Raw genomic sequence first — 18,994 nt, 5'->3', positions numbered from 1 at the left:
AGAGTGAAACCTTTACTTTATTCAAGTCAAATAGCAAAATAAGCTGTTTGGTAAAGTTAATTTTTAAGCAAAAAGCTTATTTTGCAAAAGTCTCAATATTAGAATCACGAGCCTGCTTTTACTAAAATTATTGATCATTGTTGCCACCTTTTTTGTTCATATTACTATTCAAACGAGATATAGTATTTTTTAGTTGATGATGAAAAGACATGCCCATGTCTATGTTTTCACCATCATCAACTTCTAAATCTAATAGGCTCGCCTCTTCTCCTTCTAGCTCCGTTATCTGGGTAATGTTATTATCAGTAACACCTAGTACCAAAGTCTTACTCCCTACTTTTACAATGGCTATGCCCTTGTTAGCCCCAAGAGATGTGAAATCTAACACTTTAATATGTCCACTGCTAAAGGCTCGTTGATTTTTCTTAATAAATCTTAACAATAGCATTAAAAGGGCTAGTACAATAATCAAGCCCAAAATAACTTTAATAAGCTGAATAGCAAAATCGCCGGTCCCCATTTCAGGTTCTTCGTATGCGGGAGGGGACAAGTTCAAATTATTATCAGGTTCTGCACCTACTGGGGTAATCATTACAAAAAACAATAATATACAAAGGACAAAACGTAAGTAAACGCTATTCCCATTGTTAGTTGTTGTCATCAATCTTTCCTCCAAAAAATTATCCCATCGCTTTCCTTACTGCTTCTAGTACTCTATCAGGTTGAAATGGCTTTACAATAAAGTCCTTTGCGCCTGCCTGAATTGCATCTATTACCATTGCCTGCTGCCCCATAGCACTACACATAATAATCTTGGCATTGGGATCTTTTTGTCTTATCTCTTTCACTGCAGTTATTCCATCCATTTCTGGCATTGTAATATCCATAGTCACTAAATCAGGAGACAACTCATTATATTTCTCAACAGCAACTTGGCCATTTTCTGCTTCCCCTACAACTTCAAAACCATTTTTTGATAGTATGTCTTTAATCATCATTCGCATAAAAGCCGCATCATCTACAATTAATACCGTATTACTCATTTTAATAATCCTCCCTTTGCTTTAAGTTGTTTATCCTCTCTGCTGGACTGACAATATCAGTGACCCTGATACCAAAGTTTTCATCAATTACTACTACTTCTCCTTTTGCTATTAGCTTGCCATTTACTAATAAATCTACTGGCTCACCTGCAAGCTTGTCTAACTCGATAACTGAGCCTGAGGTTAATTCTAAAATTTCTTTAATAGTTTTCTTTGTCTTACCTAATTCCACTGATATTTGAAGGGGAATATCTAGCAGTAAATCTATATTCCTAGCTTCTCTCTCCCTTTCTTGGGATGTCAATGGGGCAAAGTTTGCCGGTTGTACTTTAACTGGATCAGGCTCAGGTTTCACTGGTTCATTGACATTTGTAGAAGTATCTCCTCCATTTTGCATTTGCGGAGCAGCTTTAGGTGGCTCTGCAACTTTAGGTGGCTCTTCTTTGGGATCTGCATTGCCTTGCATTTCACTCATTAGGTTTTCTACCATATCTTTGGCCACATCCATAGGTATAAGCTGCATAAATTGAGTATCTAGAAGTGAGTTAATCACCATACGAAAAGATACTTTTACAAGCTTATCTGAAGAGGTGGTTACTTTGGTATCTAAATTTTCCTCTCCTAAGTTTATCAAAATTATGTTAGGAGGTGATATATCTATTTTAGCATTTAATACTGTAGACAGAGAAGTAGCAGCTGACCCCATCATCTGATTCATGGCTTCACCTATAGCACTAACGTGCATATCGTTTAATTCACCGGGAGGTGCGTTGCCATCCCCACCCATCATCAAATCAACTATCATTGCTGCATCAGGTTGCTGGATTATAAATACACTATTACCGCTTATGCCCTCCTTGTATTGAACATCTATAGCTACAAAGGGAAAGGGGTTTTCTCCACCTAACTCTTCTTTTGTAACAACACTAACTTGGGGAGTAGTAATGTCTACTTTTTTCCCTAAAAGTGTTGATAGGGTTGTGGCAGCAGTACCCATTGATATATTTGCAATCTCTCCAATAGCATCTTTTTCCACATTTGTTAGCTCTTCTTCTACATCAGTCTCAGCTGGTGCCCCACTGTCGCCTCCTTTGAGTAGCGCATCTATTTCTTCCTGAGACAACATGTTGTTATCCATCTTCATCATCTCCTTCTGTTACTACTGAAGTAACTTCCACTGCCATTTTACTGCCAATTAACCCTGGCTTACACTTGTACTTGAGTCTGTTCCCCACATACAAGTCTAGTTCTTGATCTGTTTCTCTTTCAAGAGTAACCACATCTCCAGCTTGAAGCTCAACTAGCTCTTCTACTGTTAAGTTTGTTTCACCAAGGCGCACAGTAAGGGGTATCTTTGCTTTTTCTATTCTCTTCTTTAACGCTGTGATTGTCTCAGTAGTATATTCTTTAGCTGTGGACGAGAACCAAAAATGAGTGCTTAATTTAGATATAATTGGCTCCAAAACTATATATGGCAGGCAAAAGTTTATCATCCCTTCACTTTCACCTATCTTTGCGTCCAAAGTAATCACTACAACCATCTCAGTGGGAGATACTATCTGGGTAAACTGAGGATTGTGTTCAATTAATTCCATTAAAGGATCAATGTCTATTATATTAGCCCACGCTTCTCGCATATAATCCAACATTTTCTGATTTATGCGCATCACTACTGTACGCTCTAAATCTGTTAGACCCCTTGTTTGATCTAGTGGAATCCCTATTCCCCCAAGCATCCTCTCTATAATAGCAAAAGTAATTGTTGGATTAATCTCAAACAGGGCACTTCCCTCTAAAGGAGGAATTTTAAATATATTAATTATTGAAGGATTAGAAATTGATCTAATAAATTCATCATATGTTAACTCATCAATTGAGGCAACAGAAATCTTTACTGATGTTCTCAAATGAGCAGATAAATATGTAGTGATTGACCTGCTGTAATTCTCAAATATAACCTGCAACGTGTTTACTTGGTCTTTTGAAAACTTATTGGGCCTTTTAAAGTCGTAAACTTTTATTTTTTTCTTTTTATCTTCTTCTTTCATCTCTTCTGCTGTGACCTCTCCAGTGGAAAGTATAGACAGGAGATCATCTATTTCATTTTGCGATAATACATCTGACAAATTAACACCCCCTTAACCGAAGCTACTGGAACACAAAGGTATTAAAGTAAATATTTTCAACCTCTCCATTAGCTAGTAGAGGATTTATGGTATTCACTAATTCTTTTTTTAGTTCATTCTTTCCTGCAGCAGTTTCTATTTCTTCAATTGTTTTTTCTGACATTACTAATATAAAGTTATGTCGAATAATAGGAAGTTTATCATCAATCTCCCTTCTCAGACCTCTATTGCCATCAAGTTCCAAGATAATTTGAGTGCGCAAAAATCTCCTTCCACCACTCTCAGCTAAATTCACAGTGAATTCTTCTAAATGGTATGTAGGGCCAAGCTCCACAACAGTTTGTTCAGCACCATTTCCATTGGCTTCGCCTGGAGGACTTACCACCATTGTTGCAACTATAAAAGCTATTCCTGCAGCCAAAAATACAATTGCGATACCCACAATAATTATTCTAAAGTCAAAGTTAAGTTTTTTCTTTTTTTCTTCTTCATTTGACTCTTCAGGCAAAGAAAGCACCTCCCCAACTAATCAGTTAAATTACTCAAAATCACTATATCAACCCTTCTGTTTTGTCTCCTATTCTCCTCAGAATCATTTTCTTCTAAAGGACGGTATTCGCCATAACCAACTGCTGTTAGGCGATTTCCTTCTATATCCTTATCCTCAAAAAAGCGCACTACTGTAGTAGATCTAGCAGTTGACAGTTCCCAGTTGGAGGGAAATTGCCGGGTACTGATGGGAATATCACAAGTATATCCTTCAACTCGGACACTATTATCCATCCCAACTATTGCACTACCCACCTTGGCAAGGATCTCTTCAGCCTGAGGTTTAAGATCAGCTCTTCCAATATCGAACAGCACATCTTCCAGGAGGCGAATTGTAACTCCTCTCTCACTTATAACTGTGACTGCTGAATCTTCTAATCCTTGCTCTTCAATATATGCTTCTAATTCCTTTGCCATGTCTTGAAGTTGAGCTTGTTCTGCTTCAATTTGTTCAATCAATTGGGATATGTCCTCTTCTATATTACCAAGTGTTTCAGCAGAATCTACTACTATTGTCTTGCCACCATCAATTACGCCAAAGGATCCTCTTACAGAAGCAATTACTTGGTTGAATTTAACCGGGTCAATTACCGAAAAAGAAAATAGCAAAATAAAGAAGCAAAGTACTAGGGTAATTGTATCACTGTAAGTAACTATCCAGGGATCTACTCCCTTTTTTTCAGATATCCTACGCTTTCTTTTAGCCGCCAATATTAACACCACCACGACGAATACTCTCTACTTGATCTCTTGATTTTGGCGCCAGGAAAGCCTTCATCTTTTCTTCCACAATTCGAGGGTTTTCACCTGCTTGAATGCTGAGAATACCTTCAATCATTACTTCTTTAGTCAATATCTCAGCACTACTTCTAGTTTTTAGCTTTTTAGCTATAGGAATAAAAATCAAGTTTGCCATAAGTGACCCGTAAAAGGTAGTGGTCAGTGCCACAGCCATTCCAGGTCCGATGGCATCTGGATTATCTAATACCTGAAGCATATTTATAAGTCCTATTAATGTCCCGATCATTCCAAAAGCAGGCGCCATTGCTCCTAAATGTTCAAACAACCCTTGTCCTTCTTTATGTCTCTCTTCCAAAAATGTCAATTCAATATCTAAAATACTGCGCACCAACTCCGGGTCTGTACCGTCAACGACTAGTTGTACTCCTTTTTTCAAAAATTCATCATCTACTTGTTCTGCCTCAGCTTCTAAGGCCAATAGGCCCTCACGTCTTGCCTTTTCTGCAAAACCTACTAAAATGGCTATGATTTCTTCTGGTTCATTCTTGGTATTTTTGAATGCCACCTTTACAGTTTTCATGTGCTGTATAATATCCTTCAAAGGTGAGCTTACTAATGTAGAGGCAAAGGTACCACCGATAACAATCAGCACCCCTTGCACATTTATAAATCCATCCACTGCTCCCCCTTGAACAATGGCTAAAAATATTAATGCAATACCAGATATTATCCCGGCTATAGTAGCAAAATCCATTTATTGCACCTCGCTTCTCTCATCCCTAACCTTGACGTTTATACTTTGACAGGTGGCACGTCTAAATTCAATCACCTTATCTATAACCTCATCCACTGAATCAGCTACAACTATCTTTCTGCCCGTGGATAAACTTATCACTGTATCTGGAGTTGCCTCTACAAATTCAATTAAATCGGAATTAACAACCAGTTCTTTCCCGTTAATTCTACTAACCTTTATCATCTGAACAACTCCTTTCAGTTTTAATGGTGCAAGCTCCTAAGAACTTGCACCTATATATTACCTCTTAAGGTTTACTAATTCCTGCAGCATCTCATCAGATGTAGTAATAATTCTAGAGTTAGCCTGGAATCCCCTTTGGGTTGTAATCATATCCACAAATTCTTCTGATAAATCTACATTAGACATTTCCAAGCTACCAGGAGCAATCGTCCCCCTGCCCCCAGTTCCAGCAACGCCAATCTGTGGGTTCCCCGAGTTATTGGAAACAGCATACAAGTTACCTCCCTGGGACATCAACCCAGATGGGTTATTAAAGTTGGCCAAAGCCACCTTAGCTAGGTTTTCTGTAGTACCATTGGAGAATACACCTAATATATAACCCTGAGAGTCTACTGTAATACTCTCTAAAGTCCCACTTGGGAAACCATCTTGAGTGTTTGCCTGCACCGACATAGGTGCTGCTAGTTGAGTGATGTCAGAGAAATCTAGAGTTAAATTTTCTTCTAAATCCTCTACAAGCAAATCCCCAAAAGCATTATCAAAATTAGTTAGCTCAATGTTTTTCTTCCTATCATCTTCGTCTGGTAAAGTGTCCTCATCACCTACGTGCAGAAGTGTTCCATCATCATCAAAAAACATAGTTCCCCAAATATCATCATTTTGAACTTCACCTGCTGCATTTGCATAAACCCAATCGCCTTGCCCACTTCCTGCTGGCCTAGCTCTAACGGCGTACTCCCATTGATTAATTACTTCACCTGGTTTCATTAAGACCTCAATATCATAAGGTCTCCCGTTTTTGTCATAAAAATCCATTGGTATAGAAACTGCATATTCAGGGTGTACACTAAACTTTCCATCAGCATCGTAGGTACCATCACCATAAGTATTTTCTTCTAACGCGACCCTCGAATCCAAGTTTTTATTGTATGTAATCTCCGTCGATGCTCTTGCTCCTGACTCCACCCCAATAGGTATTCTCAATCCTTCTAAAGAATCTAAGTTCACCGCATTATCATCGATCTTTCCACCAATTTCATCAGGCATCCAGCCTTTCACCTTCATCCCATCTGGGTTGACTACGTTGCCGTTTCTATCGATGTCAAAGTTCCCCGCTCTGGTGTAAAAGGTCTGTCCGTCGTCAGTCCCGACCATGAAGAAGCCATCTCCTTCAATAGCCAGGTCTGTCATTACTCCTGTGGACTGGAGGTTACCTGGAGTGTGGATTACATCAATACTCCCAATAGCCATTCCCAGGCCTACCTGTTGTGGATTTGTACCACCTCTGCCCTGGTCTGGGCCTGCACCGCCTCTGATATTTTGACTCAAAATATCTTGAAAGGTTACCCTACTTTTCTTGAACCCAACTGTATTTACATTGGCGATATTATTACCTACTACATCCATTCTAGTTTGATGGTTACGCAAACCAGAAATTGCTGAATACATTGACCTCAACATTATTGCTTGACCTCCTCGTTTTTCTAAAGTTTTAATATGGCGCTACCGCAGTCAGTTGGTAACGCTAGGGGCCTCCTATTAAGGTCCAGCCCTTACATAATAATTGCACTATCTATATTGGTAAATACGTTTTCCCGCAAGCTACTCTCATCTACAGCTGTTATTACCGTTTTATTTGGTACACTTAATACAAAAGCGTTCTTGTCTATCAAGACCAAGGATTCCCTAGCTCCTTTTTTGCTAGCCTTCTCCAATGCCGCTTCTAGCTTTGCAATATCTCCATCATTCAAAGTGATATTTCTGCTGTCTAGTCGCTTTTGGGCATGGTTAGAAAATTTCAACTGCTTGCTCTCTACAGCTTGCTGTAGCACTTGGGAAAAATCGCTCTTACCGCTCTGCTCTCTAACATTATTACTTATTTTGTTATTCTGCTGCTTGTGCAACGGTGTCATTGGCTGAGGTTGAATAAATAGTTTAGTCATTCCACTCCACCTCTTCCTCGGGTGCCTTGGACAACTCTACTCGCTCAACTTGTCCCAATCCGTATTCCTTACCATTAATCACTAAATTGGGTACACCTTGAACAAATTTTACACTTTCAACTGTTCCCTTTATATTGCCATTATTAGATACGACTGTAGCCTCTTTGCCCACCATATTCAATGCCTGACTTACTAGAGACTCTCTAAAGCTGTTCTCATGATGTTTTGCTATGGTATCAAGCTTGCTAGATAAGCCTTCCTGTAATGTCTCCATTTTTTCATTAAGGTTTTGCATTTGCTCCAATGCACTAAACTGAGCCATCTGAGCTATAAATTCTTTATCATCAACTGGACTTAATGGGTCCTGGTGCCTGAGTTGAGTAATAAGTAGCTTTAAAAAATCGTCTTTTCCCAACAGGTCATTTGGCTTGTCCTGTTTTTTTGCACTATTATTACTGCTGTTAATTATGTCCTCTACTCTCATTTTCTTCACCTCCTATGCCAAAAAATCTATGGAACTATAACCCATCTCTATGTATCGACTGCTGCGCTTGTCTTCATAACCTTCACTATATCGGTCTTCATTTGCAACATCCGAATTCGGAGCGTACATCCCCTTTTTCTTTTGCCCTTGCTCAAAGTTCTCACTACCCTGGTTGTCCTGTTGAACTGATACTTCTATTTTTGGGTTTTTCATTCCCAGCTCTTCTAAGGACTGACGCAACTGGGGCAAGTTACTCTCAATCATCTTTTGCACAATCAAACTCTCTGCTGCAAATTTTGCTACTACTAACCCCCTTTCAACAGCTATCTGCATTTTAAGCTTTCCAAGCTCTTGAGGATGTAGTTGAAAGCTAATTTCTGACTTTGATTCATTGACAATCAATTTTACTTGATGCAGAATTTGCTTTTCTAAATTGGCAAACTGAGGTGTTGCAGCTGTTCTTGCCGTAGTGGGTGTAGCACTTTCCCTCAACTGCTGAGGTTCAGCCATCACCTGCTCTCCACCTAAGCGGAAATTATTACTTACACTATTATCCTGCTTTACAGCATTGTTACTATTTTGAGCCTGTTCCAAATTAATTGTACCTTCCCTAGTTCTGTTAGTATTGTTCCTTGACTTTTTCTCTTGCCTTTCATCCGCTTGGGCTTTTATGTGTTTGCTATTTAATTGATTTTCTTTCATAGCCCCATCATTTGCGCCTTTTACTGGAGTATCTTGCTTCTCCACTCCTGTGGTGTTAAGCTCGCTTCTAAATTTAGTTTCAATACTATTTTTCAGTTCTTGAGAAGCCTGAATTATGGCAGCAACTGCGGATTTAATTTCTGCCTTTGACGCGTATTCTGCATTATTAATTAAATTTGCCAACTGCTCCATAATACCCTGAAGTTGATGTTCCTGTTCTTTTTGAAATTCTTCTGGCAGTTCCAAAATCAACTCTTCCAATTGTGCTAACATGTTTTTTAGCTCTGAAAGCTTATCCTCAATGTCCAACTCACCCTCAAGTAAAGCTGTGAGTTCAGCTAACTCCAAGTCCATATCTAGGCCTGCATCTAACTTTTGATTTTCTACTAAAAGTCCATGGGTTGTAGCCGTGAATATGGATAGGAAGTCTTTTCCTTCTCCTTGTGCTTTTCCTTCTCCTTGTGCTTTCCCTTCTCCCTTAGTGGCTTTACCACTATTTCCTGGAAGCATAGTAGCATTAATCTGGGCTGAATTTATCATTTGTTTTCACCTCCTTTCAAAAAGTTTTTATCTATTGGTCTAATTTCCTAGCAAACTTCGTGTGACTTGAGCGGCTCTGTTGGATTCCATCTCACTGAGAATTCGCGCTACCTGATCACTGTTCATCTCTCTCAATATACCGATAACCTCAGTGATAGTGAGTTCATTCAAGATTTTGACAGCATTTTCTGCTCTCATTCCCGAGTAATAATCTGCTAGTTCCTCATAACTCATCTTCTGAGCCAGCAATTCTTTATTCTGAGCCTCTACCTCATCTAATCTTCCCTCAAGAGAAGATGCTTGATTAACTAAGTTCCTGTTTTCGTTTAAGGCGTCGGTTAAATCCCTGTTTGCTTCAAGTAGCTGCTGCTCTAAGTCACTTACTTGCTGTTCTAGCAAATAAGTTTCTTCATTAATTTGCTCTTCTTCAGTGCTTTCTGCAAAGTATTGCCCTACAACTGGTACTGGCTCTAATCTATGAGTCCAATTAAAAACGTTGAACATGTCTACTATAAACATTATTCCGATAAAGATTACCAGCCAAGCGCCGATTAGAATTTTTGTCGATACTATTCTAGCCACTGACAACAGCTCCTAAATAATCAGTTTCTTTTTTTATAGCAGTGTTTTACTATGGTCAATTCATCAATTTGCTGCTGTTCTAACTTGTCCTGTTCTTGCTTAAATACAGCAAACTGTCTTTCCTTTAGTTTTTGAAATGTCTGTTTTTCTCTGGTGATTTTAAGCAACTCCTGCTGTACTCGTCCTATCACCCGTTCCTGCTCAAAAACCTCTCTCTGGGCATTTTTCATTTGTTGCTCTAAGTAACCTGTATATTGATGATATTGGATTAAGTCAAACCCTGTAGTAATTCTCTTTTCTTTTTTTTGCTCTAAACATTTATAAATCTTATCTTTAAGGTGCTCTACCTGTTCTTGCTTTTCTAAGAGCTTTTTTTGCTCAATTTGCAAGCGAAGTTTCACCTGTTGTTCTTCTTGCTCTTTTAGATCCAGTACTCTTTGTAGCGAAAACTTAAACTTCACCAATCCCACCTACTATTTGAGTATTTTTTTTAATTGGGATAAGGTCTCATCAAATCCATAGCTCTCAGTTAAGCCCTGCTTCATAAATTGATTGCATTTATCTATATTCGCCACAGCTCTGTCTATTTCAGAACTACTTCCCTTTTTATAAGCTCCAATATCCAGCAGGTCCTTGGCATCATAATATGTGGCAAGGACTTTTTTTAATTCATTTGCCGCATCTTGATGGTCTAAGTCAGCAATATCAACCATTACTCGGCTCACACTGGACATAACATCTATAGCTGGGAAGTGATTTTGGCTTGCTAGCTTTCTAGACATTACTATATGCCCATCTAAAATTCCTCTCACTGCATCAGTTATGGGCTCATTAAAGTCATCACCTTCAACTAGAACAGTATACAGCCCTGTAATGCTGCCCTTTTTTGCAGTTCCTGCCCTTTCTAATAGCTTAGGTAACAAAGCAAAAACCGAAGGCGTATAACCTCTAGTGGCAGGTGGCTCTCCTGTTGATAATCCAATCTCTCTTTGAGCCATAGCAAATCTAGTCAATGAATCCATCATTAGTAAAACGTCTTTTCCTTGATCTCTAAAGTATTCTGCTATAGTAGTAGCAACTAACGCTCCCTTAAGCCTTACTAGAGGAGGTTGTTCTGATGTGGCAACGACAACTACTGATTTTTTTAACCCTTCAGGACCTAACTCTTTTTCAATAAATTCATTGACCTCTCTGCCCCTCTCTCCTATTAGGGCTATCACATTTACATCTGCCTCTGTGTTTTTTGCCATCATTCCCAACAGAGTACTTTTCCCCACACCACTACCAGCTAAAATCCCCAACCTTTGTCCTCTACCAACAGTCAGAAGCCCATCAATAGCTTTAATCCCCACTGGTAAAGCTGTCTTTATTCTAGGTCGCTCTAGAGGATCTGGAGCCTTGTTGTTGACACTGTATTCAGTAAATCTCTCTAGTCCATGGCCATTTAGCAGGGGGATTCCTAACCCATTGACTACCTTCCCTAAAAGTTGTGGACCTACTTTAACTGTTAGTCCATCTGCAACTAACTCCACCGTTGAACCCTGTTGGATGTGGCCCAGTTCAGCAAGTGCCATCAGGAGCGTATAGTCTCCTTCAAATCCAACCACTTCAACAAGGGTTTCGTCGTTAACTTGACTAGATATTTTGCATAAAGATCCCAAAGGCACAGCAGGACCTCTAGCCTTTATCAAGGCACCTACTACTTGCTCTACTCTACCCTTTTTTGTTACCAGTTGCATTTGGTCCAGTTTTTTTAAGTATTTATTCACTCTAGTCATTTAATGCTACTTCCTTCAGACCATTTTCTATTTTTTTTAACTGTTCTTCCAGGTTTGTTTCAAAACGCCCTTTTGGTGTAATTACTACACAATTGCCGTCATCTAAATTATTATCAACAGCTACTCTTGTACTTTCGGTGGCGTTGTTGAAATCTCCTTTTGCTACGGCCGCTTCTACAGCTGCAAGGCTTAACTCATTAACGTAAATTACAACCTTATCCCAGACATCGGGCTTCGCCTCTGCAAGTAAAGTTTCCGCAATATTATTAATTGTCTCAGGGTTAATATCTAGTTGTCGATTAACCAGTCGCTGAGCTATACTCACAGCCAACTCCACTATTTCTCCTTCTGCCTGAGTCAACAACTGCACCCGCTGCTGTTCAGCTTCTTTCTGGGTTTTGTTGGCTCTGGCGATTATTTTATCTTTTTCCTTCTTAGCTCTTTCTGTAGCCTCACTTAACCCTTGCTCATACCCTTCTGCTCGAGCACTGACTTGAATTTGCTGGGCTTCGGCTTTAGCTTTTGCTACTAAATCCTCAGCTTCTTGCCTTGCCTCATTTAGCATGCGCTCAGCTGCCTCTTCAGCTTCTAGCAACAATTGCTTAACTGTAGCTTCCGTTTCTTTGATTACTCTATCTTTTTCCTCTAAAAAGGGTGTTAAATCACTGTAGCATTTAGTCCCATCTGGCTTTAAATCCATAGGTTTATCTATTATAAGGCAACCTGCCTTTATCACTTTAGACAATTATCTCATCTCCCCCGCCGCGGGCAATAACTATCTCACCCAACTCTTCTAGCTTGCGGATCGTATTTACTATGCGCTGCTGTGCATCCTCCACATCGCGCAATCTGACCGGACCCATATACTCGATATCTTCTTTGAGCATTTCTGCAGCCCGCTGAGACATATTTTTCTGGAACTTTTCTGCCACCTCTTCGCTGCTTCCCTTCAGTGCCAGTGCTAAATCTCCAGTGTCTATTTCGCGCAACACTTGTTGTACTCCTCTGTCGTCCAAAAGCACCACGTCTTCGAAAACAAACATGCGCTTTTTGATTTCCTCTGCCAGTTCAGGATCATCTATTTCTAATGATTCCATAATTGTTTTTTCTGTCCCTCGATCTACACGGTTTAAGACATCAACCACCGTTTGTACCCCTCCAGCGCTACTGTAATCCTGGTTAAGTATAGTTGAGAGCTTTCGCTCTAAAACTTGCTCAACCTCTTTTAGTACATCGGGAGAAACTCGGTCCATTGTTGCTATTCTCCTGGCTACATCTGCCTGCAGCTCATTTGGAAGGGATGATAGGATAATAGAAGCCTGTTCCGATTCCAGATAAGCCATAATAAGGGCTATTGTTTGAGGATGCTCTCCCTGTATAAAGTTAAGAAGCTGACTGGGATCGGTTTTTCTGATAAAGTCAAAAGGTCGCACTTGAAGCGATGAAGTTAATTTGTTGATAATATCCACAGCTTTTTGGGTACCCAAGGCGCGCTCGAGTACATCCTTGGCGTACTCGATCCCACCTTGCTCAATAAAATCACTGGCAACTGCCATTTGGTGAAATTCTTTGAGCACAGACTCCCGATCAGAAGTGCTGATTTTTCTAACGTTAGCTATTTCAAGTGTAAGCTGCTCAATCTCCTCTTCCTTCATGTGCTTAAACACATTGGCCGAGAGCTCAGGTCCTAAGGAAATCAGCAGCGCTGCAGCTTTTTCTCTCCCACTCAGTTCTTTTTTCCTAACCATTCATTTCACCTCTAGTCATCTGAAAGCCATGTTTTTAGAAGCTTTGCCACATCTTCCGGCTTATCTTTTGCTAAATCTTCAACTTGTCGCTTTAATAAATCCTTTTCTTTGTCTTCTGGACTAATCTGCTCCTTTGGAACAACTTCCTCAATTTCTCTTGAAACTTCATTTTCTGCCATCTTTTTCTTAATGGCTCGGTACCCAAAAAACGCAAAAATTAGTGCTGCAAGCGCTAACACTCCATATGTAATCATCTGCCTAATAAACTGCTGTCTTTCATATTCCTCCATTTGGGCTAACATGCTATCCATAGCCGTCGTATCAAAGTCCATTCCAATCACTTCAACCCAGCCTGGATTTCCAGTTTCCACACCGGCAACCTGAATTCCAGCAGCACTGGCAACTATATTACGAATCCGTTCTTCATCCATAGCACCGAAGTCATCCCACCCTGATGTATCAACTATTACAGATACGGACATATTGTTCACTGTCCCAGGACTTACACGAATGTATTCTTCCTCCCTGTCAATCTCAAAGTTTCTAATCTGTTCTCTTCTATCATACTCAGATGTTGCAGTCTCATCTACCCCCGCAATTGTACCGTCATTAGGGTCAATTCCAGCAGGTCCCCCTGCTCCAGGCATATTTTCACTACTGGACGTTTCCTCAATAAGTTGTTCACTTCTAATAACATTGTCTCCAAAGCGTTCACTTCTTCGCTCAACCTCATCAAAATTCAAATCTGCACTTACGCGCACTACAGCTCTACCACTGCCTAAAGCTCGCTCTAACATAGTTTGAATAGAACGAGACATGTTTTCTTCTAACTTTTCTTTGATTTCAATTTGATTACTTGTTAAGCGATAAGTACTGGAATCGCTCTCTCCAGACCCTAGTCCCTCAGAGAGTATATTCCCGGAGGTATCAATAACAGTAACTTGATCCGAAGATAAATGTTCTACACTATTGGCTACTAATCTCATAATCCCCAAAACCTGATTTTCCCTCAAATTGCTATAGGGTTTTAAGTTTATCATTATTGATGCTGTAGCCGTTTTATCCTCAACATTAAATAGGCGCTCCTCTGGTATAACTATATGCACACGGGCGCTTTCTATTTCCGCCATACTCTCAATTGTTCGAGTTAATTCTCCTTGAAGAGCAACAAGCATTCTAATTCGCTTGTCCGTCTCCGTTTCACCAAACCTGCTTTCATTAAAGGATTCAAAGCCAACTACCCCTCCTCTTGGCAAGTCCTCATTAGCCAACTGAATTCGCAATTGATGCTTTTCCCTTTGGGGCACTAAAATTGTCCTACCCCCATCTGCTAGTTCATATGGTACTCTCATATCATCCAATCGTGCAGCAATTGCCCCTGCATCATTGTGATTCAGGTTAGTAAAAAGAGGTGAATAATCTGGCTTGGTTGCCATTCTCCCTAAAAAAATCATGGTTATTATGACGATAACTACAGAGCTGGAGACTGCCACCTTCTGAGCTGTATTCATTTGCCGCCATTTTGTCAGTACCTGTTCTTGGATTTGCCTCCAATAAACCATTAAGTCACCTCATTTACATTTGCATTCTCATAACCTCTTGATATGCTTCTACTAATTTATTTCTAATTTGAACTGTGAATTGTAAGGCCAGGTCTGCTTTACTTGTAGCAATCATAGCCTGATGTAGATCTATGTCTTCTCCTAAAACCATTTTGGTGTTCATTTGTTCAGCTTTGTGATGTAAGTCGTTTACTGGGTTTAATGCTTCTTTTAAGACATCACCAAAGGATCCATCTGGGGTTTGTTTCCTACTTATGGACTCTGGTAAAGTAAGCGCATCGCTAATATGATTTACTTTCATTTATATCCTCCTTTACCCTCTTCCAATTTCCAGTGCTTTCATAGCCATGTTTTTAGCTGAATTTACAGCTGTTACATTTGCCTCATAGGCTCTAGTTGCACTTATCATATCTACCATTTCCGACACTACATTAACATTAGGTTTTTGTACATATCCAGCCATTTCACCCTCCTGAATTGCATCTGGATGGCTGGGGTCGTATACTAACCTAAATGGCTTTTGATCTTCAGTTATCTTCTCAACCTTTACCCCATTATTTAAAACATTTTTATTCATAGCCTTATTTAGGTTTGCTTGAAAGCTGTCTTGTCCTTTTTCACTTAAAACAACCTGCTTTCTCCTGTAAGGTCCACCATTTTCAGTTCTAGTTGTATTTGCATTGGCTAAGTTGCTGGAAATTGCATCCATTCTTATCCTTTCAGCTGTCAAACCCGATGCACTTACATCAATAGAATTAAATAATCGCACGACTATCTTCTCCCTTCATTTACAGCAGTTCTCAACATGCCAATCTGTCTCGTAAGTTGTTCAATCATACTTTGATAAGTCAAAGTATTTTTTGTCAGATCAGCCATTTCTCTATCTATATCTACATTGTTTCTATCGTTGCGCATAAAAGTATTGCCAACCCTTATGACCTGTGGCTGTACTGACTGACTTTGACTTAAACTTATGTGTTTAGGGTTAGTTATTGCAGGTTGCAGCTTTCTCTTGTTTTTAAGCTGTTTTTTCAACTCATCTTCAAAGCTGACAGCTCCCCTTTTAAACCCAGGAGTCTCCACATTCGCTATGTTATTTGAAATAACTTGGTGTCTTAAAGATGACGCCTCAAGTCCTTTTTCCAGTAGTGAAAGACTTTCCACTCTTGAGAAAATACCCATCACCAGACCTCCAGTCCATTCTGCTTTTTTTCTATTTTTTACTCAACCAAAAAGTTTTTCGACTTTAATACCCTCAATCTTGCTAAAAAATCGTATTAATTTATAAAAGCACAAAAAAGTGACAAAAAGCTCATCTATTTACTTTCTGTCTATCAAAATTTTATCCTGCTATAATTTACTAAAAATAATAATCAAAACAAAAAAAAGACCATGGTCCCTGGTCGCCCCAAGACTATGGTCCTATTTCGCTTCTCCAGAAATACTTAGACTAGTGTTTTAATTTCTCCAACTCACCCATTAAATTCTCATTTAATACTCTAATATACGTCCCCTTCATTCCCAAGGATTTTGATTCAATTACACCTGCACTCTCAAATTTACGCAATGCATTTACAATCACTGATCTTGTAATGCCTGCTCTATCTGCTACTTTACTGGCTACCAACACGCCTTCATCCCCATCTAATTCTTCAAATATATGCTCTACAGCTTCAAGTTCTGAGTAAGATAAGGTTCCAATAGCAATGTGTACGGCAGCTTTTTTCCTGGCCTCTATTTCAATGCGCTCAGCCTTTGCACGCAATATCTCCATCCCCACGACTGTTGCTCCGTATTCAGCTATTACTAAATCTTCGTTATTAAATTCCACATTGAACTTCGCCAGCACCAAGGTGCCCAGTCGTTCTCCGCCCCCATTTATAGGGACAATCGTCACAAGTTTTCCTGTAAAAATGCATGATTGCTCATTATTAAAGATACAACCGTTTTCAATTTGATTGTAGTTTGGTTTCGTCTCTATAACTCGCAAGAGGCCTTCATTATATTTTTCCGGAAAACGCGCCGAGTGGTAAACTATATCCTCCATAGTGTCGCAATTAAAGCTTTCTATAAAATAATAGCCTAATATTTTGCCTCTACGCCCCACTATATAACAGTTGGCACCAATCATACCCCCTAAAACATGGGCCATTTCCTCAAAATTTACCGGGTGACCAGCAGACTTTTGTAGTAGCTTTATTATGTGCCTCGTCTTATCTAGTAAACTCTCCACACATTACAACCTCCTCGTTTTACAAGATGTACTTACTGAGATCTTCGTCTTTTACTACACTTTCTAGTTTTTTCTTGACAAAATCTTTATCAATAGACACTTCCGTACCTATCATCTCTGAAGCTTCAAAGGAAATATCTTCAAGAATCTTTTCAATTATGGTGTGCAGTCTTCTTGCTCCAATATTTTCGGTCTGCTTATTCACCACGTGGGCAATCTCAGCAATTTCATCTAATGCATCTAAGGTAAATTTCAGATTTAGTCCTTCTGTTCCCAGTAGCTCAATATATTGATTTATAATAGAGTTTGTTGGCTCTGTTAGTATCTGTTTGAAATCTTCTTTAGATAAGCTCTGCAATTCCACCCTGATAGGAAAGCGACCCTGTAACTCTGGTATTAAGTCAGATGGCTTAGAAACATGAAAGGCCCCTGCCGCTATAAACAAAATGTAATCAGTTTTTACTGGCCCATATTTAGTCATGACCGTTGATCCTTCTACTATAGGGAGTATATCTCGCTGCACTCCCCCTCTTGATACATCAGCATTGGCATTACTTTCTCTAACAGCTATCTTATCTATTTCATCCAAGAAAATTATCCCCGAATTTTCAACTCTTTCTACAGCACTTGCTGTTACTTCGTCCATATCAATAAGCTTTTGTGCTTCTTCTTGGGCAAATATTTTAACTGCCTCTGCAATTGTCACTTGCCTCTTCTTCTTCTTTTTGGGAAGCATATTACCAAACATATCTTGAAGGTTGACTCCCATTTCTTCCATCCCTGAACCAGAAAAAACATCTAGCATAGGTGAGCTGTTTTCTTCCACTTCAATCTCAATATATTGATCATCCATTGCTCCAGATGATAGTTTTTCCAGAAGATTGGTTCTTCTAGCCTCAAGGCGCTTTTGTCTCTCTTCTCGTTCCAGGTCCTTTTCGCTTTTAGTTTCCACACCCTGGTCACCAAAAAACATGTTGAAAGGGTTTGTTTCTTTTTTATCACCCCTGGGATTTGGAACTAATATTCTTATCAATCTATCCTGTGCTAACTTTTCAGCTTTCTCTTCTACTTTTTTTATTTTTTCACTTTTTACAATCCTAATAGCAGTCTCTACTAGTTCCCTAATCATAGATTCAACATCTTTACCCACATAGCCCACTTCTGTAAATTTGGTCGCTTCCACCTTAACAAATGGGGCATTAACAAGCTTCGCCAGTCTACGTGCAATCTCAGTCTTGCCTACGCCAGTTGGCCCAATTAAAATTATATTCTTGGGTATAATATCCTCTTGAACCTCAACAGGTAATTTTTTTCTACGATATCTATTTCTTAAGGCGATAGCCACTGCTTTTTTAGCCTGTTCCTGTCCTACTATGTACTTATTCAAATACTCCACTGTCTGTTTTGGTGTTATTTCATCCATTTACATTACCCCCACTAATCCAATTCAATTGTGGTTATGTTATCGTTAGTATAAACACAAATTTCTGCCGCGATTGCCAAGGATCTTTTGCATATTTCCGCTGGTTCCAAGTCAGTATTTTCCAATAGTGCCTTAGCTGCTGCTTGAGCATAAGAACCTCCAGACCCGATTGCGGCAATACCATCGTCTGGTTCAATTATTTCACCATTACCTGATACTATCAGTACTTGCTCTTTATCGGCTATAACTAAAAGTGCTTCTAATTTTCTCAACACCTTGTCTAATCGCCACTCTTTGGTCAATTCTACTGCCGCCCTCTGAAGATTACCGTTGTACTCTTCTAGCTTTGTCTCAAACTTTTCAAAGAGAGTTATTGCATCGGCAACAGAACCAGCAAAACCAGCAAGAACTTTCCCTTGGCTTAGCTTTCTCACCTTAACTGCTTTGTGCTTCATCACGGTACTATTTCCAAAAGTAACCTGCCCATCTCCGCCAAGAGCTACTTTCGCCCCTATGTGAACAGCTACTATAGTTGTCCCTTTTATCAAATTTATCACCAAC

24 protein-coding genes are annotated in these 18,994 nt (G+C 39.5%); all 24 read right to left on the bottom strand.

What is annotated here, in order from left to right; all coding sequences use genetic code 11:
- Positions 1 to 127 precede the first annotated feature (127 nt).
- Positions 128 to 661 (bottom strand): flagellar biosynthetic protein FliO, encoded by a 534-nt coding sequence (gene fliO / locus GGQ84_RS06370; RefSeq protein WP_429160690.1) that lies wholly within the window; start codon positions 659 to 661, stop codon positions 128 to 130.
- Between the two features lie 19 nt (positions 662 to 680).
- Positions 681 to 1,043, bottom strand: coding sequence for a response regulator (locus tag GGQ84_RS06365; protein ID WP_429160687.1), 363 nt, complete (start codon positions 1,041 to 1,043; stop codon positions 681 to 683).
- A gap of 1 nt (position 1,044) precedes the next feature.
- The gene (fliY, locus tag GGQ84_RS06360; protein ID WP_429160684.1) at positions 1,045 to 2,181 is read right to left on the bottom strand and encodes a flagellar motor switch phosphatase FliY; all 1,137 of its coding nucleotides are present in this window, start codon (positions 2,179 to 2,181) and stop codon (positions 1,045 to 1,047) included.
- A complete protein-coding gene (gene fliM / locus GGQ84_RS06355; RefSeq protein WP_429160681.1) occupies positions 2,174 to 3,169 on the bottom strand; it encodes a flagellar motor switch protein FliM in 996 nt (331 codons plus the stop codon). Before fliM ends, fliY begins: the two co-directional genes overlap by 8 nt.
- 22 nt (positions 3,170 to 3,191) lie before the next feature.
- Complete coding sequence (locus GGQ84_RS06350; protein ID WP_429160679.1) at positions 3,192 to 3,677, bottom strand: flagellar basal body-associated FliL family protein; 486 nt, start codon at positions 3,675 to 3,677, stop codon at positions 3,192 to 3,194.
- A gap of 17 nt (positions 3,678 to 3,694) precedes the next feature.
- Positions 3,695 to 4,429 (bottom strand): flagellar motor protein MotB, encoded by a 735-nt coding sequence (locus tag GGQ84_RS06345; protein ID WP_429160676.1) that lies wholly within the window; start codon positions 4,427 to 4,429, stop codon positions 3,695 to 3,697.
- Positions 4,419 to 5,213 carry a motility protein A gene (locus GGQ84_RS06340; protein ID WP_429160673.1) on the bottom strand — a complete coding sequence of 265 codons (795 nt, stop codon included), beginning with the start codon at positions 5,211 to 5,213 and terminating at the stop codon, positions 4,419 to 4,421. The genes GGQ84_RS06345 and GGQ84_RS06340 overlap by 11 nt, the downstream gene beginning before the upstream one ends.
- On the bottom strand, positions 5,214 to 5,438 hold the full coding sequence (locus GGQ84_RS06335) for a flagellar FlbD family protein (protein WP_429160670.1): 225 nt from the start codon (positions 5,436 to 5,438) through the stop codon (positions 5,214 to 5,216).
- A gap of 57 nt (positions 5,439 to 5,495) precedes the next feature.
- Positions 5,496 to 6,899: a flagellar hook protein FlgE gene (locus GGQ84_RS06330; protein WP_429160667.1), complete on the bottom strand. Its 1,404-nt coding sequence runs from the start codon at positions 6,897 to 6,899 to the stop codon at positions 5,496 to 5,498.
- A gap of 92 nt (positions 6,900 to 6,991) precedes the next feature.
- Positions 6,992 to 7,381, bottom strand: coding sequence for a TIGR02530 family flagellar biosynthesis protein (locus tag GGQ84_RS06325; protein ID WP_429160665.1), 390 nt, complete (start codon positions 7,379 to 7,381; stop codon positions 6,992 to 6,994).
- On the bottom strand, positions 7,374 to 7,865 hold the full coding sequence (locus GGQ84_RS06320) for a flagellar hook capping FlgD N-terminal domain-containing protein (RefSeq protein WP_429160662.1): 492 nt from the start codon (positions 7,863 to 7,865) through the stop codon (positions 7,374 to 7,376). The genes GGQ84_RS06325 and GGQ84_RS06320 overlap by 8 nt, the downstream gene beginning before the upstream one ends.
- Positions 7,866 to 7,877: 12 nt before the next feature.
- Positions 7,878 to 9,107 (bottom strand): flagellar hook-length control protein FliK, encoded by a 1,230-nt coding sequence (locus GGQ84_RS06315; RefSeq protein ID WP_429160660.1) that lies wholly within the window; start codon positions 9,105 to 9,107, stop codon positions 7,878 to 7,880.
- A gap of 39 nt (positions 9,108 to 9,146) precedes the next feature.
- The gene (locus GGQ84_RS06310) at positions 9,147 to 9,689 is read right to left on the bottom strand and encodes a MotE family protein (protein ID WP_429160654.1); all 543 of its coding nucleotides are present in this window, start codon (positions 9,687 to 9,689) and stop codon (positions 9,147 to 9,149) included.
- Positions 9,690 to 9,709: 20 nt separating this feature from the next.
- Complete coding sequence (gene fliJ / locus GGQ84_RS06305; RefSeq protein ID WP_429160651.1) at positions 9,710 to 10,150, bottom strand: flagellar export protein FliJ; 441 nt, start codon at positions 10,148 to 10,150, stop codon at positions 9,710 to 9,712.
- Between the two features lie 12 nt (positions 10,151 to 10,162).
- Positions 10,163 to 11,467: a flagellar protein export ATPase FliI gene (gene fliI, locus GGQ84_RS06300; RefSeq protein WP_429160648.1), complete on the bottom strand. Its 1,305-nt coding sequence runs from the start codon at positions 11,465 to 11,467 to the stop codon at positions 10,163 to 10,165.
- Complete coding sequence (locus GGQ84_RS06295; protein WP_429160699.1) at positions 11,460 to 12,203, bottom strand: FliH/SctL family protein; 744 nt, start codon at positions 12,201 to 12,203, stop codon at positions 11,460 to 11,462. Before GGQ84_RS06295 ends, fliI begins: the two co-directional genes overlap by 8 nt.
- Position 12,204: 1 nt before the next feature.
- Positions 12,205 to 13,215: a flagellar motor switch protein FliG gene (gene fliG / locus GGQ84_RS06290; RefSeq protein ID WP_429160646.1), complete on the bottom strand. Its 1,011-nt coding sequence runs from the start codon at positions 13,213 to 13,215 to the stop codon at positions 12,205 to 12,207.
- An 11-nt stretch (positions 13,216 to 13,226) separates the two neighbouring features.
- Complete coding sequence (fliF, locus tag GGQ84_RS06285) at positions 13,227 to 14,777, bottom strand: flagellar basal-body MS-ring/collar protein FliF (RefSeq protein WP_429160643.1); 1,551 nt, start codon at positions 14,775 to 14,777, stop codon at positions 13,227 to 13,229.
- A gap of 13 nt (positions 14,778 to 14,790) precedes the next feature.
- On the bottom strand, positions 14,791 to 15,078 hold the full coding sequence (gene fliE / locus GGQ84_RS06280) for a flagellar hook-basal body complex protein FliE (protein WP_429160640.1): 288 nt from the start codon (positions 15,076 to 15,078) through the stop codon (positions 14,791 to 14,793).
- 12 nt (positions 15,079 to 15,090) lie between these two features.
- Positions 15,091 to 15,546: a flagellar basal body rod protein FlgC gene (gene flgC / locus GGQ84_RS06275; protein ID WP_429160638.1), complete on the bottom strand. Its 456-nt coding sequence runs from the start codon at positions 15,544 to 15,546 to the stop codon at positions 15,091 to 15,093.
- A gap of 2 nt (positions 15,547 to 15,548) precedes the next feature.
- Positions 15,549 to 15,959, bottom strand: coding sequence for a flagellar basal body rod protein FlgB (flgB, locus tag GGQ84_RS06270; RefSeq protein WP_429160636.1), 411 nt, complete (start codon positions 15,957 to 15,959; stop codon positions 15,549 to 15,551).
- Between the two features lie 268 nt (positions 15,960 to 16,227).
- Positions 16,228 to 17,010 carry a GTP-sensing pleiotropic transcriptional regulator CodY gene (gene codY, locus GGQ84_RS06265; RefSeq protein WP_429160634.1) on the bottom strand — a complete coding sequence of 261 codons (783 nt, stop codon included), beginning with the start codon at positions 17,008 to 17,010 and terminating at the stop codon, positions 16,228 to 16,230.
- Between the two features lie 19 nt (positions 17,011 to 17,029).
- Complete coding sequence (gene hslU / locus GGQ84_RS06260; RefSeq protein ID WP_429160632.1) at positions 17,030 to 18,433, bottom strand: ATP-dependent protease ATPase subunit HslU; 1,404 nt, start codon at positions 18,431 to 18,433, stop codon at positions 17,030 to 17,032.
- Positions 18,434 to 18,447: 14 nt separating this feature from the next.
- The gene (hslV, locus tag GGQ84_RS06255; protein WP_429160696.1) at positions 18,448 to 18,981 is read right to left on the bottom strand and encodes an ATP-dependent protease subunit HslV; all 534 of its coding nucleotides are present in this window, start codon (positions 18,979 to 18,981) and stop codon (positions 18,448 to 18,450) included.
- Between the last annotated feature and the right edge of the window lie 13 nt (positions 18,982 to 18,994).

Source organism: Desulfitispora alkaliphila (assembly GCF_050433185.1).
Classification (GTDB): domain Bacteria; phylum Bacillota; class Desulfitisporia; order Desulfitisporales; family Desulfitisporaceae; genus Desulfitispora; species Desulfitispora alkaliphila.
This window is presented reverse-complemented; position numbering and strand designations above follow the sequence as displayed.

Bases quoted from the DNA above. Each gene is read 5' to 3' on its own strand.
- flgB (WP_429160636.1), bottom strand. From the start codon at position 15,959: ATGGGTATTTTCTCAAGAGTGGAAAGTCTTTCACTACTGGAAAAAGGA.
- fliG (WP_429160646.1), bottom strand. From the start codon at position 13,215: ATGGTTAGGAAAAAAGAACTGAGTGGGAGAGAAAAAGCTGCAGCGCTG.
- GGQ84_RS06335 (WP_429160670.1), bottom strand. From the start codon at position 5,438: ATGATAAAGGTTAGTAGAATTAACGGGAAAGAACTGGTTGTTAATTCC.
- fliF (WP_429160643.1), bottom strand. From the start codon at position 14,777: ATGGTTTATTGGAGGCAAATCCAAGAACAGGTACTGACAAAATGGCGG.
- GGQ84_RS06365 (WP_429160687.1), bottom strand. From the start codon at position 1,043: ATGAGTAATACGGTATTAATTGTAGATGATGCGGCTTTTATGCGAATG.
- fliI (WP_429160648.1), bottom strand. From the start codon at position 11,467: ATGACTAGAGTGAATAAATACTTAAAAAAACTGGACCAAATGCAACTG.
- GGQ84_RS06320 (WP_429160662.1), bottom strand. From the start codon at position 7,865: ATGAGAGTAGAGGACATAATTAACAGCAGTAATAATAGTGCAAAAAAA.
- hslU (WP_429160632.1), bottom strand. From the start codon at position 18,433: ATGGATGAAATAACACCAAAACAGACAGTGGAGTATTTGAATAAGTAC.
- GGQ84_RS06315 (WP_429160660.1), bottom strand. From the start codon at position 9,107: ATGATAAATTCAGCCCAGATTAATGCTACTATGCTTCCAGGAAATAGT.
- GGQ84_RS06325 (WP_429160665.1), bottom strand. From the start codon at position 7,381: ATGACTAAACTATTTATTCAACCTCAGCCAATGACACCGTTGCACAAG.
- fliE (WP_429160640.1), bottom strand. From the start codon at position 15,078: ATGAAAGTAAATCATATTAGCGATGCGCTTACTTTACCAGAGTCCATA.
- fliO (WP_429160690.1), bottom strand. From the start codon at position 661: ATGACAACAACTAACAATGGGAATAGCGTTTACTTACGTTTTGTCCTT.
- GGQ84_RS06340 (WP_429160673.1), bottom strand. From the start codon at position 5,213: ATGGATTTTGCTACTATAGCCGGGATAATATCTGGTATTGCATTAATA.
- fliY (WP_429160684.1), bottom strand. From the start codon at position 2,181: ATGGATAACAACATGTTGTCTCAGGAAGAAATAGATGCGCTACTCAAA.
- GGQ84_RS06330 (WP_429160667.1), bottom strand. From the start codon at position 6,899: ATGTTGAGGTCAATGTATTCAGCAATTTCTGGTTTGCGTAACCATCAA.